This is a genomic window from Rhizobium sp. WSM1274 (genome assembly GCF_025200775.1).
GTDB lineage: Bacteria > Pseudomonadota > Alphaproteobacteria > Rhizobiales > Rhizobiaceae > Rhizobium > Rhizobium leguminosarum_I.
The window spans coordinates 1,100,504-1,112,925 of sequence record NZ_CP104138.1 but is presented as its reverse complement, the minus strand read 5'-3'; the positions used below and the strand labels follow the sequence as shown (position 1 = coordinate 1,112,925).

General features: G+C 62.3%; 12 protein-coding genes. 5 read left to right on the top strand and 7 right to left on the bottom strand.

Annotation, left to right across the window (positions count from 1 at the left end; genetic code table 11):
* Positions 1 to 142 precede the first annotated feature (142 nt).
* From N2600_RS05650 to N2600_RS05640, 3 genes are all read right to left on the bottom strand, one after another.
* A complete protein-coding gene (locus N2600_RS05650; RefSeq protein WP_260298368.1) occupies positions 143 to 1,153 on the bottom strand; it encodes a ligase-associated DNA damage response exonuclease in 1,011 nt (336 codons plus the stop codon).
* Between the two features lie 196 nt (positions 1,154 to 1,349).
* Entirely contained in the window at positions 1,350 to 2,708 is a 1,359-nt protein-coding gene (locus N2600_RS05645; RefSeq protein WP_260298367.1) for a tetratricopeptide repeat protein, read from the bottom strand.
* A gap of 216 nt (positions 2,709 to 2,924) precedes the next feature.
* The gene (locus tag N2600_RS05640) at positions 2,925 to 3,755 is read right to left on the bottom strand and encodes an alpha/beta fold hydrolase (RefSeq protein ID WP_260298365.1); all 831 of its coding nucleotides are present in this window, start codon (positions 3,753 to 3,755) and stop codon (positions 2,925 to 2,927) included.
* A gap of 111 nt (positions 3,756 to 3,866) precedes the next feature.
* On the opposite strand from N2600_RS05640, the gene N2600_RS05635 reads away from it, so the two are divergent.
* On the top strand, positions 3,867 to 4,838 hold the full coding sequence (locus N2600_RS05635; RefSeq protein ID WP_260298363.1) for a glycerophosphodiester phosphodiesterase family protein: 972 nt from the start codon (positions 3,867 to 3,869) through the stop codon (positions 4,836 to 4,838).
* Positions 4,839 to 4,841: 3 nt separating this feature from the next.
* Here the strand turns inward: N2600_RS05635 and N2600_RS05630 are convergent, their stop codons facing one another.
* The gene (locus tag N2600_RS05630) at positions 4,842 to 7,139 is read right to left on the bottom strand and encodes a sensor domain-containing protein (protein WP_260298362.1); all 2,298 of its coding nucleotides are present in this window, start codon (positions 7,137 to 7,139) and stop codon (positions 4,842 to 4,844) included.
* Positions 7,140 to 7,391: 252 nt separating this feature from the next.
* Here N2600_RS05630 and N2600_RS05625 point away from each other — a divergent pair, with 252 nt between their 5' ends.
* Both N2600_RS05625 and N2600_RS05620 read left to right on the top strand, forming a co-directional pair.
* Positions 7,392 to 8,759 (top strand): TIGR03808 family TAT-translocated repetitive protein, encoded by a 1,368-nt coding sequence (locus N2600_RS05625; protein WP_222386151.1) that lies wholly within the window; start codon positions 7,392 to 7,394, stop codon positions 8,757 to 8,759.
* Between the two features lie 97 nt (positions 8,760 to 8,856).
* Entirely contained in the window at positions 8,857 to 9,522 is a 666-nt protein-coding gene (locus tag N2600_RS05620; protein ID WP_260298361.1) for a glutathione S-transferase family protein, read from the top strand.
* Between the two features lie 3 nt (positions 9,523 to 9,525).
* On the opposite strand, the gene N2600_RS05615 is transcribed toward N2600_RS05620, so the two are convergent.
* On the bottom strand, positions 9,526 to 10,422 hold the full coding sequence (locus N2600_RS05615; RefSeq protein ID WP_222386149.1) for a LysR substrate-binding domain-containing protein: 897 nt from the start codon (positions 10,420 to 10,422) through the stop codon (positions 9,526 to 9,528).
* 174 nt (positions 10,423 to 10,596) lie between these two features.
* Between N2600_RS05615 and N2600_RS05610 the strand changes: the two genes are divergently transcribed.
* Both N2600_RS05610 and N2600_RS05605 read left to right on the top strand, forming a co-directional pair.
* Positions 10,597 to 10,797, top strand: a complete 201-nt coding sequence (locus tag N2600_RS05610) for a hypothetical protein (RefSeq protein ID WP_017963445.1) — start codon at positions 10,597 to 10,599, stop codon at positions 10,795 to 10,797.
* A 38-nt stretch (positions 10,798 to 10,835) separates the two neighbouring features.
* A complete protein-coding gene (locus tag N2600_RS05605; protein WP_222386148.1) occupies positions 10,836 to 11,201 on the top strand; it encodes an MmcQ/YjbR family DNA-binding protein in 366 nt (121 codons plus the stop codon).
* On the opposite strand, the gene N2600_RS05600 is transcribed toward N2600_RS05605, so the two are convergent.
* On the bottom strand, positions 11,186 to 11,806 hold the full coding sequence (locus tag N2600_RS05600; protein ID WP_222386147.1) for a glutathione S-transferase family protein: 621 nt from the start codon (positions 11,804 to 11,806) through the stop codon (positions 11,186 to 11,188). The two genes, N2600_RS05605 and N2600_RS05600, sit on opposite strands and share 16 nt — an antisense overlap.
* A gap of 258 nt (positions 11,807 to 12,064) precedes the next feature.
* Positions 12,065 to 12,421 (bottom strand): DUF4406 domain-containing protein, encoded by a 357-nt coding sequence (locus N2600_RS05595; protein ID WP_222282068.1) that lies wholly within the window; start codon positions 12,419 to 12,421, stop codon positions 12,065 to 12,067.
* Between the last annotated feature and the right edge of the window lies 1 nt (position 12,422).

Sequence of the window (12,422 nt, the reverse complement as noted above, 5' to 3'; positions counted from 1 at the left end):
CTAAGCTGTGGCACCGCCTCGCAAACCAACAAGCCGACCGCATGCTCGGCGCTGGAAGATGAATGCAGCGAGGGCCCCGCGTTAAGCCCCTCCCCCTTGTGGGGAGGGGTTGGGGAGGGGTTTTCAGCAAGAAACTCCATCCTCAATCGCCCTCGTCCTCATAACCCACCAGATGCAGCGGTTTCGCCCTGATGCCCTGCAATTGGCACCAGCGCACCAGGGCCTCCTCGCGGCCATGCGTCACCCAGACCTCGGCCGGGTGCAATTCCCGGATGGTTTCCGTCAGCTCCGGCCAGTCGCAATGATCGGATATGACGAGCGGCAGTTCGACGCCGAGTTGTTTGGCGCGCTGGCGCACCATCATCCAGCCGGAGGCGAAGGCCGGCAGCGGCTCGTTAAAGCGCCGGGCCCAGCGATCGGCGAAGGCCGATGACGGGCCAATGACGACCGCCCCCTTGAAGGCGGATTTGTCGCGGCTTTCGATCGTCGCCGGCAGCAGCTCGCCGAGATCGATGCCCTGCTCGATGTAATAGTCGCAGAGTTTTTCCATGGCGCCGTGGATATAGATCGGTTCGGCATAACCGGCATCGCGCAGCAGCCGGATGACGCGCTGGGCCTTGCCGAGCGCATAGGCGCCGACGAGATGGGTGCGCTCGGGAAATTGCCTGAGCGATGCCAGCAGCTTGGCCGTCTCCTCCATCGGATCGGGATGATGGAAGACCGGCAGGCCGAAAGTCGCCTCGGTGATGAAGACATCGCAGGCAACCGGCACATAGGCCGCGCAGGTCGGGTCGGGGCGGCGTTTGTAGTCGCCGGAGACGACGATCCGGGTGCCGTTCTTCTCGATGGCGATCTGGGCGGAACCGAGCACATGGCCGGCGGGATGAAAGCTCACCTTGACGCCGTTGGCCAGCAGTTCCTCGCCGAAGGCGGCCACCTGCTCGCTGGCGCAGAAACCATCGCCGTAACGCAGGCGCATGATGTCGAGCGTCTGGCGGGTGGCAAGCACGTTCACATGGCCGGGGCGCGCGTGATCCGAATGGCCATGGGTGACGAGCGCCTGCTCGACGGGCCGCACCGGATCGACATAAAAGCCGCCTTCCGGGCAATAGAGCCCCTCCGGGGCGGGATAGAGCAGCGCATCAGGTCTCATGAAACGAGAGATAGCGGGAAATGGGCGCGAGGCCAGAGGGCGGGAAGAAGGGACTGGCGAATGCACCGGAAGCGATCACTGCGCAAGCTCGTCTCCGTCGTGACGTTGGTCGAAAACACTCGGACAGTACCGAGCATGGCCGCCTTTCCTGAAGACGGCATGCTGACCTTCCGTGGCTGCGACAGAAGGCCGTTGCTCAGGCGATCGGCGTCATCAGCAGGCTCGTTCCGTCGTGGCCAACCAGCATGTCCAGCGAGCTACCTGCATGGACGTCGACCGGCTGCGGGAAAGTGTGAAGAACCTGGAGCCATCCTCCATCATGATAGCCGTCGGGGTGGTTATCGAAAACCACACCCTCGATCAGATCGACCTTCATCCACTGGACGACCCCGACGGCGGTGCCGTTTGCCTGCACAGGCACCGATATCTTACGCAGCGCTGCAGAATGTTTGCGGGCGGTGAGATCCACTGCAGCGATCTCGAAATCGTCCGAAAGCCTGGTCCACTCGGTCATCGTGCCGTGAACGGGCAGGCGCAAAGGGGCAAGCGCATTGAACTGCGACATGTCGAAGCCGGAGACCTCGCCGACATGGGCATAGTTGGAGAGCGTTTCGCTGGCAACCAGGCAGCCGATGGCGGAGGCGGCGCGTGGAATGACGATCGCGTCCTCGCGGACCAGTCGGGCGTGGGCGTCCTCGAAGGTTTTCAGCACGCCTTCGGCAAGGAGATCGCTCGAAAGAATCTCGGAAATCAGGATGTCGGCGCGGGCTTTCATCTCTCTGCCGACAGAAAGTTCGGTCGAGGGCTTTTCGAAGATGTCGATCTGTTCGCGATAGCCATTGGCGGCGATGATCCTCTCCGCCGTCTGCGCTATGGCCGGCACACTCTCACAGGTCGCGATATTGGTGGCGCCAGCGCGCGCCGCCATCATCGACAGCAGGCCGCTCCCGGCGCCGATATCGAGGATCTGCGCATCGGCTCCGCGCAGCTCTATGGCAAGGCGGATTGCCGCTTCAAAGGCATCGTTGCGTCGAGTGTCGTTCATCATGGCGATGTGCCAGAAGGGCACGATCAACGAGGAGATCCGTCTTATCTGATGCCGGGCATTGATATTGTCCGGCTGCAACCGCAGAACATGACGGAATTCCGCCAGCGCCTCCGGCTGCCGGCCGGAATCGGCCAGAGCGACAGCGAGGTTGTTACGCACGAGAGGATTTTCGGGTGACAGGCCACGTGCCATCTCATAGCAGCCGACCGCTTCCGCCGACCGGCCGAGCTGACGCAGCAGCGCACCTTTTTCCATCAGGGCGACGAGATGGCCGGGATTGAGGCCGAGCAGCTTGTTCCAGTAGTAAAGAGCGGTTTCTGCATCACCTCTCTTTGCCACGACACTCGCCAGAAGCGGTAGGATGTCTATCGTGCGATAGTCCTTGTGGAGGACTCGGACATAGGCTTTCTCGGCGCTTTCGAGATCACCCGAGGCCTGAAAACTCATAGCGTCGCTCAGGGATTTTCGCGCGATCGAAACTCGCTCGTCAATATCGATACTGATCATTCCTGCTCCGTGGGCCTTCTCAAGACAAGTGGAGGAGCCGCGGATCGAGCACACGCCATCGGGCCGCGCAACCTGCCCATGCATAGGAAATCACCTGAGCGGGCGGCGGCTCGAAGGTCTTCGTGAGCGAACGACAAAACGAATCCTTCCCACAGGACCCTACGTTTGCAGTTCCGAAAAAGTTACTGAATTCTTATGAAATTGCGCTGCCGCGGCTCAACGCCGCAAGTCTTCATTTTTTCGTGTGCCGATGTCATCCAGGAAGGCGACCAGTGCGGCGTTGAACTCAGCCGGCCGCTGCAGCGGTGCGAAATGGCTGACGCCTTTGAGATAGATCATCTCGGCGTTCGGAATGCTGCGGGCAAGATATTCGGCATGGTCGGGCTTGATGAATTCGTCGTGCTCGCCAAGCACGATCGCGACCGGCACGCGGATCAGGCCCAAGTCGGCGGCCTGATAGTTCGGCTCCGTCCGCATCATCAGGCTGACCGCCTCGACGAAGGCATTGAAATCGTCCGGAGTGGCGGACAATGCGGCATAATCCCGGGCATGACGGCTGAAGCAACGGTCGATGACCGGTGTCGGCGCGAATTCCCGCGTGCCGCTCGGATCCATGTTGCAGGCGAAGAAAAAGACACCCTCGACACGGGACGGCGCCGTCATGGCGAGAATCAGAGCGATGCAGGCGCCGTCGCTCCAGCCGACGATCGCCGCCTTGTCGAGATGCAGCTCATCCATGACGGCGAGCACATCTGAAGCCATCAGCTCATAAGTATAGGGACGGTCATCGCGGCTGCTTCTTCCATGGCCGCGGCTGTCGATCAGCACGACGCGGCGGCCGCTGCGCAAGAGTGCCGGGACCTGATAGCCCCAGTTGCCGCTGTTGCCGAGGCCACCATGCAGCAGAATGACGGGAGGGCCGGCGCCGTAACTCGCATACCAGATGCGGGCGCCGTCATGCGCGACATGACCGTCGACCGCTGCCGGCGGCAATGGGGCCGCGCCGTGCGCTTCGAAATGGATGAGCTCGCCGTCGTCAAATTCCATAGCGATCAGTCTCATTGGCGTCGCAGCATAGAAAAACCGGAAAACAGCCCAAGAACAACCGGAATCGCTTTCTAGCACTTGCTCGTCGATACAACCAGAGGGGGATCAACTTTGGGCAGGAAGCTTTTCTATTGTGCGGCGGCAATCGCCGTCGCCGCGGAGGGCATCTACCTCAACAATACCAGCCTGCTGGCGCAACATCGGCCGGGAAAACCGGTGCTGCTTGCGCATCGCGGCATCGCACAGCGGTTCGACGAGACCGATCTCAAGAACGACACCTGCACGGCGAGCCGCATGCTGGCGCCGAAACACGGCTATCTCGAAAACACGCTTCCGTCGATGCAGGCAGGCTTTGCGGCCGGCGCCGATATCATCGAGATCGACGTGCATCCGACGACGGACGGGCAGTTCGCAGTTTTTCACGACTGGACGCTCGATTGCCGCACCGACGGCCATGGCGTCACCCGCGAGCATTCGATGGCCGACATGAAGAGGCTCGACATCGGCTATGGTTATACCGCCGATGACGGCAAGACTTTTCCCTTTCGCGGCCGGGGCGTCGGCATGATGCCAACCCTAGCCGAGGTACTCTCGACCTTTCCGGATCGGCGCTTCCTCATCAACGTCAAGAGCCGCGATCCCTCCGAGGGCAAAAAGCTCGCCACCGTGCTCAACGGGCTTTCCACTGAGCGGCGGGCCGAGATCATCGTCTATGGCGGTGACGAGCCGATCGACGTGCTCCGCCGGCTCGTGCCCGATATCAAGACCGCCTCGCGCAAGAGCCTGAAGGGCTGCCTCACCGGCTATATCGGCTATGGCTGGACCGGCCTGCTGCCGAACGAGTGCAAACATGCGATGATGCTGGTACCGATCAATATCGCGCCATGGCTCTGGGGCTGGCCGGATCGTTTTCTCAACCGGATGGCAGATGCCGGGACCGAGGTTTTCGTGCTCGGCCCCTATCGCGGCAGCGATTTTTCCACCGGCATCGACGACCCCGCGCAACTGGCGCGGCTGCCGCCAAACTATGCGGCGGGCATATGGACGAACGAGATCGAGGCGATCGGCAAGCTTGTAAAATAGAGCTCAGAGGCTCCGCGCCCGCAGCAATGCCGGGATCTCCTCCGGGGAGACCGGTTTAGAGAAGCGGAAGCCTTGCGCCTCTTCGCAGTGCGCCTGGCGCAGGAAATCCATCTGAGCGTCGGTCTCGACGCCTTCGGCGAGAACCGAGAGCTTCAGCGTTTGCGCCAGCGAAATGACTGCCGAGGCGATGGCGACGGCGGTTTTGTCACCCGGCAGCGCCTCGACCAGCGAGCGGTCCATTTTCAGGCGATCGAAGGGGAAGGTCTTCAGCGCCGCCAGACTGGAATAGCCGGAGCCGAAATCGTCGATCGACAGGCGGACGCCCAGCCCCCGCAGCGTTTCCATCATGGCGAGCGCGCGTTCGGCATCCTGCATCACCACGCTTTCGGTGACTTCAAGCTCCAGCCAGCGGGACTGCAGGCGGTGGCGCTCCAGCGCTTCAGTGACATGGGTTGCGAAATCCGGATCGGCGAACTGCTTGGCAGAGACGTTAACGGCGATCGTCAGCGGCGTCAGGCCCATGTCCTGCCAGAGGCGTGCCTGACGGCAGGCCTCGTTCAGCACCCAGAGACCGAGGGAAACGATAAGGCCGGTCTCTTCGGCAAGCGGTATGAAATTAACGGGCGGCACCCTGCCCTTTGCCGGATGGTTCCAGCGCACCAGCGCCTCCAGCCCGGTGATTCGCCCGGTGGCGACATCGACCTGCGGCTGGTATTGCAGGAACAACTGCTGGCCAGTGATCGCCTGGTGCAGCTCCTCCTGCTCGCCGAGCGGCATTCCCACAGGCGTGCCGCCGCCATCGTGATGTTGCAATGCATTGCGACCGAGTTCCTTGGCGCGGTACATGGCGCGGTCGGCATTGGCGAGAAGCTCTTCCGAGGTCGCTCCATCGAAGGGGAAGGCGGCAACGCCGATGCTCGAGGTGACGGTGATCTCGCCGTCCGCGCCGCGGATCGGCCGGTTGATCGCCTTTTGCAGATCGCGAAGGCGGCGCGTGATGCCGGCATCGTGGCTCGACTGGTGGACCAGCACGACGATGAATTCGTCGCCGCCGAGACGCACCACCATATCGGACGCCCTGACGCTGTTGGCCATGCGGGCGGCGATCTCTTTGAGAACCTCGTCGCCGGCGGCGTGGCCGCGGCCGTCGTTGATATCCTTGAAATTGTCGAGATCGATATAGGCGACGGTCACCTTGCGGTTGTTGCGCCGGGCCCGGTCGAGAATGCTCGCCAGCCGTTCCTTCAGGAAAGCGCGGTTCGGCAGGCCCGTCAGATCGTCATGATGGGCCATGAAATGAATGCGGTCATCGACACGCTTGCGTTCGATGGCGATGCCGGCGATATGGGTGGCGAGCGCCACCAGCGTCATTTCTTGCTCGGTGGGACGGCGGACTTCCCTGGAATAGAGCGCAAACGTGCCGAGCACATTATTCTGCGATGTGGCGATCGGCGTCGACCAGCAGGAGCGGAAGCCGAACGGCGCGATCAACGCGCGAAAATCCTCCCAGAGCGGATCGCTCATCACGTCGTCGACGATCACGGTCTGACCGCGCCACGCGGCGGTGCCGCAGGAGCCGACCTTGGGCCCGATCGTGACACCATCGATGAGGCGGCTGTAGCCGCCGGGGAGATTGGGAGAGGCACCGTGATAGAGCCTCGTGCCCTCGCCGTCGAGCAGCAGCACCGATCCGTCAATCCCATCCAGCTGCGCCTCGATCATCAGTACGAGCGCCTCGAGGATCATCGGCAACGGCTCGTTGCGGGCGATCATTTCGAGCAGGCTCGCCTGGCCGCGATGCAGATCCTCCTGGCGCTTGCGTTCAGTGATATCACGGGAAACACCGATCAGACCAAGGATCTCGCCGCGATCGTTGCGCAGTGGTATCTTCGAGGTCAGTCGGCAAATCGGCCTTCTGCTGCCGGGAAGGACGTAGGATTCCTCCATGTCGATGCGGGCTTGGCCCGTCGCCATGATCTGCTGCTCGATGTCGAAATGGCGGCACGCCGTCTCGAAATCGAACAGGTCGAAATCGCGCTTGCCGGTGATCAGTGCAGCGCTCTCCAAGCCAAGGCTGCTGGCGGTGACGGCGTTGGCGAAGACGAAGCGGCTGTCACGATCCTTGACGTAGAGGAAATCCGGAAGTTCGTGGAGGATCGCCTTGAGGCGCAGGTTCTCGATGCCCTCGGAAAGCTGGTGGGCGGTCGATGCCATCATTGCCTCCGTCGCGGCGACGATGCGTCGCGTTTCGGCCGTCAGGGCATCGGTTGATTCCCATCGCCTGGCAGCCAATTCGTGCATGATGCCATTCCCCCTGCGGCCGAAGGCCGTTTCCCGCACTCGCCATAGAATTTCCCTTAAAAGTAGTCCTCATTTCCTTCGGCTTGCTTAAATGAAAGAGTGAACAAGAGGACAATAAAAGCGGCGAGATCCTGCTGTCAGCCTCGGTCATAAACGGCTATTTCATCGGCCTTTGCCCAGCTTGCGCCGAAAAAACACATGCCCGCCTGGCACGTTTCCTGCTACGGACGCGTTGTAACAAGAGATCCCGGGATGCCCTCACGCCGCGACATGCTTCTCTTTCTTGCCGCCTCGGCCGTTGCGGGAGCGGCATCGCGCGCGCTTGCCTCGCCGCTGACGGCGACCGCTCAGCCCGATCTGCGCGGGGCAATCGACGGGGTGGAATATCGCGCCATTCCCGAAAGCGGCGACCGCAAGACCCGCAACCTGCAGCAGATGATCGAGCAGGCGGCGCGCGAGAACGTACCGGTCTTCCTGCCGCCCGGTACCTACCGGGTCTCCAATCTCACTTTGCCGGATAATACGCGTATCACTGGCGTGCCCGGCGCCTCCCGGATCGTCTATACCGGCGAAGGCCATCTGTTTGCGGCCGAGAACGTGCGGCGGATCGAGCTTTCCAATCTCGTCATCGACGGCGGCAACCGCTGGCTTGGCGACTATGCCGGCGGGCTGTTGCAATTTACCGGCGTCGACGAGGTGCTGATCGACAATTGCGAGATCGGCGGCAGCCGCAAGCACGGCCTGCAACTGGAGCGCTGCGGCGGGCGGATCGAGCGCAGCCGCATTTCGGGGGCCGGCCAATCCGGGCTTTACGCGGTGGACTCCACCACCCTCTCGGTCACCGGCAACACGGTCTCGGATTGCGGCAATGGCGGCATCCTCGTACATCGCTGGAAGAAGGCGGAGGACGGCACCGTTGTCTCCGGCAACCGCATAACCAACATCCGCGCCAATGATGGCGGCACCGGGCAAAACGGTAACGGCATCAACATCTTCCGCTCCGACGGGGTGATGGTGGCGAACAACCACATCTCCGACTGCGCCTTCACGGCGATCCGCGCCAATTCGGCCTCGGACATTCAGATCAGCAGCAACCAGTGCCGGCGTTCCGGCGAGACGGCGATCTATGTCGAATTCGCCTTCGAAGGCGCCGTCGTTTCCGCCAACATGATCGACGGGGCGGCAAACGGCATTTCGATCGCCAATTTCGACGAGGGTGGCCGGCTGGCGAGCGTCACCGGCAATGTCGTGCGCAACCTGACGCTGAAGGGACCTTACAAGCACGAAGTCGGTTTCGGCATCGGCATTGCGGCGGAGGCCGATACGCTGATTTCGGGAAATGTGATCGAAGGCGCGCCGCGCTGGGGCCTGCAGATCGGCTGGGGTCCGTATCTGCGCAACGTCGTTGTGACGGGCAACGTGGTGCGCAAGGCGCCTGTGGGATGCGCCGTCTCGGTCGCCGATGGCGCCGGGACCGCCGTCATCACCGATAATGTTTTCCAGGAGACCGCCGAAGGCGCGGTTTTAGGCTTTCAGTGGGAGAAGAAGGTCTCCGGCGAGATGGCGGGCGGCGGTTCGCCCTATGCGCAGTTGACCGTCGAGAGAAACCGCATTTCCTGAAGGCCATCAAAAGCTTTCATCATCCCATCAGCCACAAGGACTTTTCCCACGCCGATCCGCCATTTACGCTCTCCCGGACACATCGAGGGATATGGGCATGCTGACAATCTACGGAGTTTATCGCTCGCGCGCCTCCCGCGTCTATTGGATGGCGGAGGAGCTTGGGGTCGAATTCCGCTCGGTGCCGGTGCTGCAAGCACGGCGGCTGGCGGATCCGCTAGCGCCCGAGGCGCCGCTCAACACGCAGTCGTCGGAATTCATCGCCGTCAACCCGATGGCGCAGATCCCCAGCATTCGGGATGGCGATCTCGTCATGCACGAGTCGCTGGCGATCAATCCTTATCTCGCGCGTCGATATGGCGGACCGCTTTCCGGCCAAACCGTCGAGGAAGACGGATTGCTGACTATGTGGACGGTCTGGGCGGCTTCGCAGGTCGAGCCGCTTACGGTGAAGATCGTGCTGACCTATGATAACGGGCTCGAAAACAGCGAAGAGGGCAAGCAGACGATCGCGGTTTCCTGCCGCTCGCTGCGCAGGCCGCTGGCGGTTCTCGAAGGCCATCTTGCCGGCCGGCAATGGATCGTCGGCGACCGCTTCACCGTCGCCGATCTCAACCTCGCCGAGGTGTTGCGCTACGCCCAGACCGAGGAGGCGCTTTTCCAAACGCATCCGAATATCAAAGCCTGGATCGAGCGCTGCCAGTCCCGCCCGGCCTACAAGGAGATGCAGGCGACCCGCGGCAAGGAGCCGATCGAGGTTTGAGGGCTACTGGAAGAGCGTGAGCGTGCCGGCCATTTCCTCGCGGATCCAGGCCTTGAAATCCTTGACCTTCTTCGGTTCGCGCGTGCCTTCAGCAGTGACGAAGTAATGACCGAAGCCGGTCGGCGCGCGAATGCCGAAAGGGGCGGCGAGCCGGCCTTCAGCAAGAGCAAAGGCGGCAAGGGTCTGCCAGGCGAGCATGACGCCCTGGCCGGCGATCGCCGCATCGAGGCAGAGCGAGGCATCGTTGAAGACGTGACGGGTCGAAAGCGTAGCACCTGATAGTCCGACCTCACGCATCCAGACCTCCCAGGTGAACATGGCATGGCCATCGATGATGGCAGGCAGTTGAAGGATATCGGCGGGCTCTTTCAATGTCGCCGCCATCTCCGGAGAACAGACGGGAAAGACCTCCTGTGCCAGCAGCAGTTCGGCCTTCACGTCAGGCCATTTGCCGCTGCCGACGCGGATCCCGATATCGACGTCGCAAAGCGCCGGATTGACGAGATTGGTGGTTGCATCCAGCCGCAGCTTGATGTCTGGATGGCGCTCGGCGAAGCGATCGAGCCGATAGACGAGCCAGCGGGCGGCGAAAACCGGGGCCACCGAGATCGTCAGGATCGAATCGTCCCTGCGGCTCGCGATCGACACCGCCGCCGAAAGACGGGCGAACCCCTCGTCGAGCGCGAGCAGCACCGGCCGGCCGGCTTCGGTGGCGATCATGCCCCTGGCGGTGCGCTCGAAGATCACCTGGCCGAGCTGGGCTTCGGCCTTGATAACCTGCTGACTGACGGCGCCGACCGAGACGCCGAGTTCGTCGGCGGCGGCCTGGAGCGAGCCGAGACGGCCGACGGCTTCCAGCGCGCGCAGGCCGTTGAGATGGACCATATTCAGGTTCTTCATATAGTTTTTCTATAGCGCCGCCGCATTAATCTCAATTGAAAATCTGCCTGTTGAGGCCGACATTGCAAGCATAGCCAATCCATTCGAACATGCAGTCTGCGGGAGATGCGATGGTTCAGAGGGCGTTAGCCACTGCACTATCTGTTCCGCGCCATTGAGAAAGCGAGGCATGCCATGTCGTTGCTGAAGTTTTTCTTGAGACCAGTTCTTCCTGTGGGCACCGCGGAAATTGGCGATGCTCCCGCCTGGAAGGACGATCCGCTCCGGCATCCTGAGGTCGAACGCATGTCGCTGCGCGAGATCGCCGATCTGCCGCTCGGGATGCCAGCCGGCTTTCCCAAAGAGGCCAAACCGCCGCTGGCGAAATGCGCCTGAAGATATGGTAGGTTCGCCCTGGCAGAAAGGGCGGAACCATGGCCTGTGATGTCGATGCGATCTTCGAACGTCTGAAGCGGCTGGCGGCGGAAGCCGGGTTGCCCGATGTCGAGGAGAGCACCTCCTATGGCAGTCCGGCACTGAAAGTCGGCGGCAAGAGCTTTGTCGCGGTGAAGAATGCCGAGACGATCGTGATCTCGATTTCGCTCGACGACAAGGATCACCTGCTGGAGATGGCGCCCGACGTCTATTTTCAAACCGATCATTATGTCGGCTGGCCGCATCTGCCGGTACGCGCCGCCGTGATCGGCGACGAGGAATTGCGGCTGCGGCTGGTCGGCGCCTGGCTGTTCCGGGCGCCGAAGAAGCTTGCCGCCGGATTTAAGGATCAGACCCGATCGTAGGCCAGCGCCCGCTGCACGGCGGGACGCTGCAGCATGCGGGCGTGATGGTCGCTTGCCTTTTCGAACCGGGCGGGATCGACGCCATCCGACGGCAGCCAGTCGGTCATCACGAAGAGATAGGGATCGGCGAGCGAATAGGCTTCGCCCATCACCCATGGGCCTTCAAACATGGTCTGCTCGATCAGCGTGAAACAATCGGCCATATTCCCAGGCACCTTGGACTTCATCGCCTCGATTGCCAGCGGCTCGTCCGCCCAGCGCGAGCCGCGCGGACGATGGGCATGGTTCACATGCACGGTCGAGCAGATATAGCTGTTAAAGGACTGGAGCCTGGCAAATTCGAAAGGATCGTCAAGCGGCGCCAGCTTCGCGGCCGGCGCGCTCTGGGCGATATAGGCCAGGATCGCCGGCGTTTCCGTCAGCACGCCATAATCGGTGACCAATGCCGGCACCCGGCCCTTCGGGTTGATCTTCAAATAGTCCGGCGAACGCTGCTCGCCATCGCGGAGGCTGATCTTCTTGACTTCGAAGGCCAGGCCGGATTCTTCCAGGGCAATAAGGCTTGCGAGTGCGCAGGTTCCCGGCGCGTAGTACAATGTCAGCATGGTTCTCGACTCCCTTTCGGCAAGGGTTATAGCGTAGCGGTGCGCGGGTCGGAACTGGCGGGATTGGGTTTTGATCGTCCGTAATCGATGTGCCGTGTCGCGCCCCTCATCCGGCTGCCGCCACCTTCTCCCGCTCGCGGGGCGAAGGGGGATAGCCCGCAACCTCTCGGTTCCTCACTCACCTCTCGCAGGGCACGTCCCCTCGCCCCGTTTTTACGGGGAGAGGGTTAGGGTGAGGGGCAAATCTGCTAATCCTTCTCAGCCGCAGCCCGGCACGTCTTCGAGACTATGCCAGACCGGGATACCGCGTTCCCTGGCGATGCGGACGTCGTTGTCGGCCCCCTTGGAATCGCCGGGTAAGCGCAGCACACCCTCGCAGAGCTGCAGCAGCCGGCCGGCGACCGGGTGGAAGATCTCTTCGTAGAGCGCGTCGCCGACCGACCTGCCGCCGGCGGCGTGCCAGATCGGCAGGGCAACCCATTCGCCGATCATCGGCACATGGCCGGCTGCAAACAGCGCGTGCGAAGGCGCTTCCAGCCGCTTCAGGTTGGCGGCCATCTTTTCCGGGTCGTCGCCCGTTCCCGACCGATAAGGCCCGGCAATCAAAATCAACATG

Excerpts from the sequence above, each read along its gene's own strand:
- N2600_RS05650 (WP_260298368.1), bottom strand. The coding sequence starts at position 1,153 with ATGAGACCTGATGCGCTGCTCTATCCCGCCCCGGAGGGGCTCTATTGC.
- N2600_RS05645 (WP_260298367.1), bottom strand. The coding sequence starts at position 2,708 with ATGATCAGTATCGATATTGACGAGCGAGTTTCGATCGCGCGAAAATCC.
- N2600_RS05640 (WP_260298365.1), bottom strand. The coding sequence starts at position 3,755 with ATGGAATTTGACGACGGCGAGCTCATCCATTTCGAAGCGCACGGCGCG.
- N2600_RS05630 (WP_260298362.1), bottom strand. The coding sequence starts at position 7,139 with ATGCACGAATTGGCTGCCAGGCGATGGGAATCAACCGATGCCCTGACG.
- N2600_RS05625 (WP_222386151.1), top strand. The coding sequence starts at position 7,392 with ATGCCCTCACGCCGCGACATGCTTCTCTTTCTTGCCGCCTCGGCCGTT.
- N2600_RS05620 (WP_260298361.1), top strand. The coding sequence starts at position 8,857 with ATGCTGACAATCTACGGAGTTTATCGCTCGCGCGCCTCCCGCGTCTAT.
- N2600_RS05615 (WP_222386149.1), bottom strand. The coding sequence starts at position 10,422 with ATGAAGAACCTGAATATGGTCCATCTCAACGGCCTGCGCGCGCTGGAA.
- N2600_RS05610 (WP_017963445.1), top strand. The coding sequence starts at position 10,597 with ATGTCGTTGCTGAAGTTTTTCTTGAGACCAGTTCTTCCTGTGGGCACC.
- N2600_RS05605 (WP_222386148.1), top strand. The coding sequence starts at position 10,836 with ATGGCCTGTGATGTCGATGCGATCTTCGAACGTCTGAAGCGGCTGGCG.
- N2600_RS05600 (WP_222386147.1), bottom strand. The coding sequence starts at position 11,806 with ATGCTGACATTGTACTACGCGCCGGGAACCTGCGCACTCGCAAGCCTT.
- N2600_RS05595 (WP_222282068.1), bottom strand. The coding sequence starts at position 12,421 with ATGTTGATTTTGATTGCCGGGCCTTATCGGTCGGGAACGGGCGACGAC.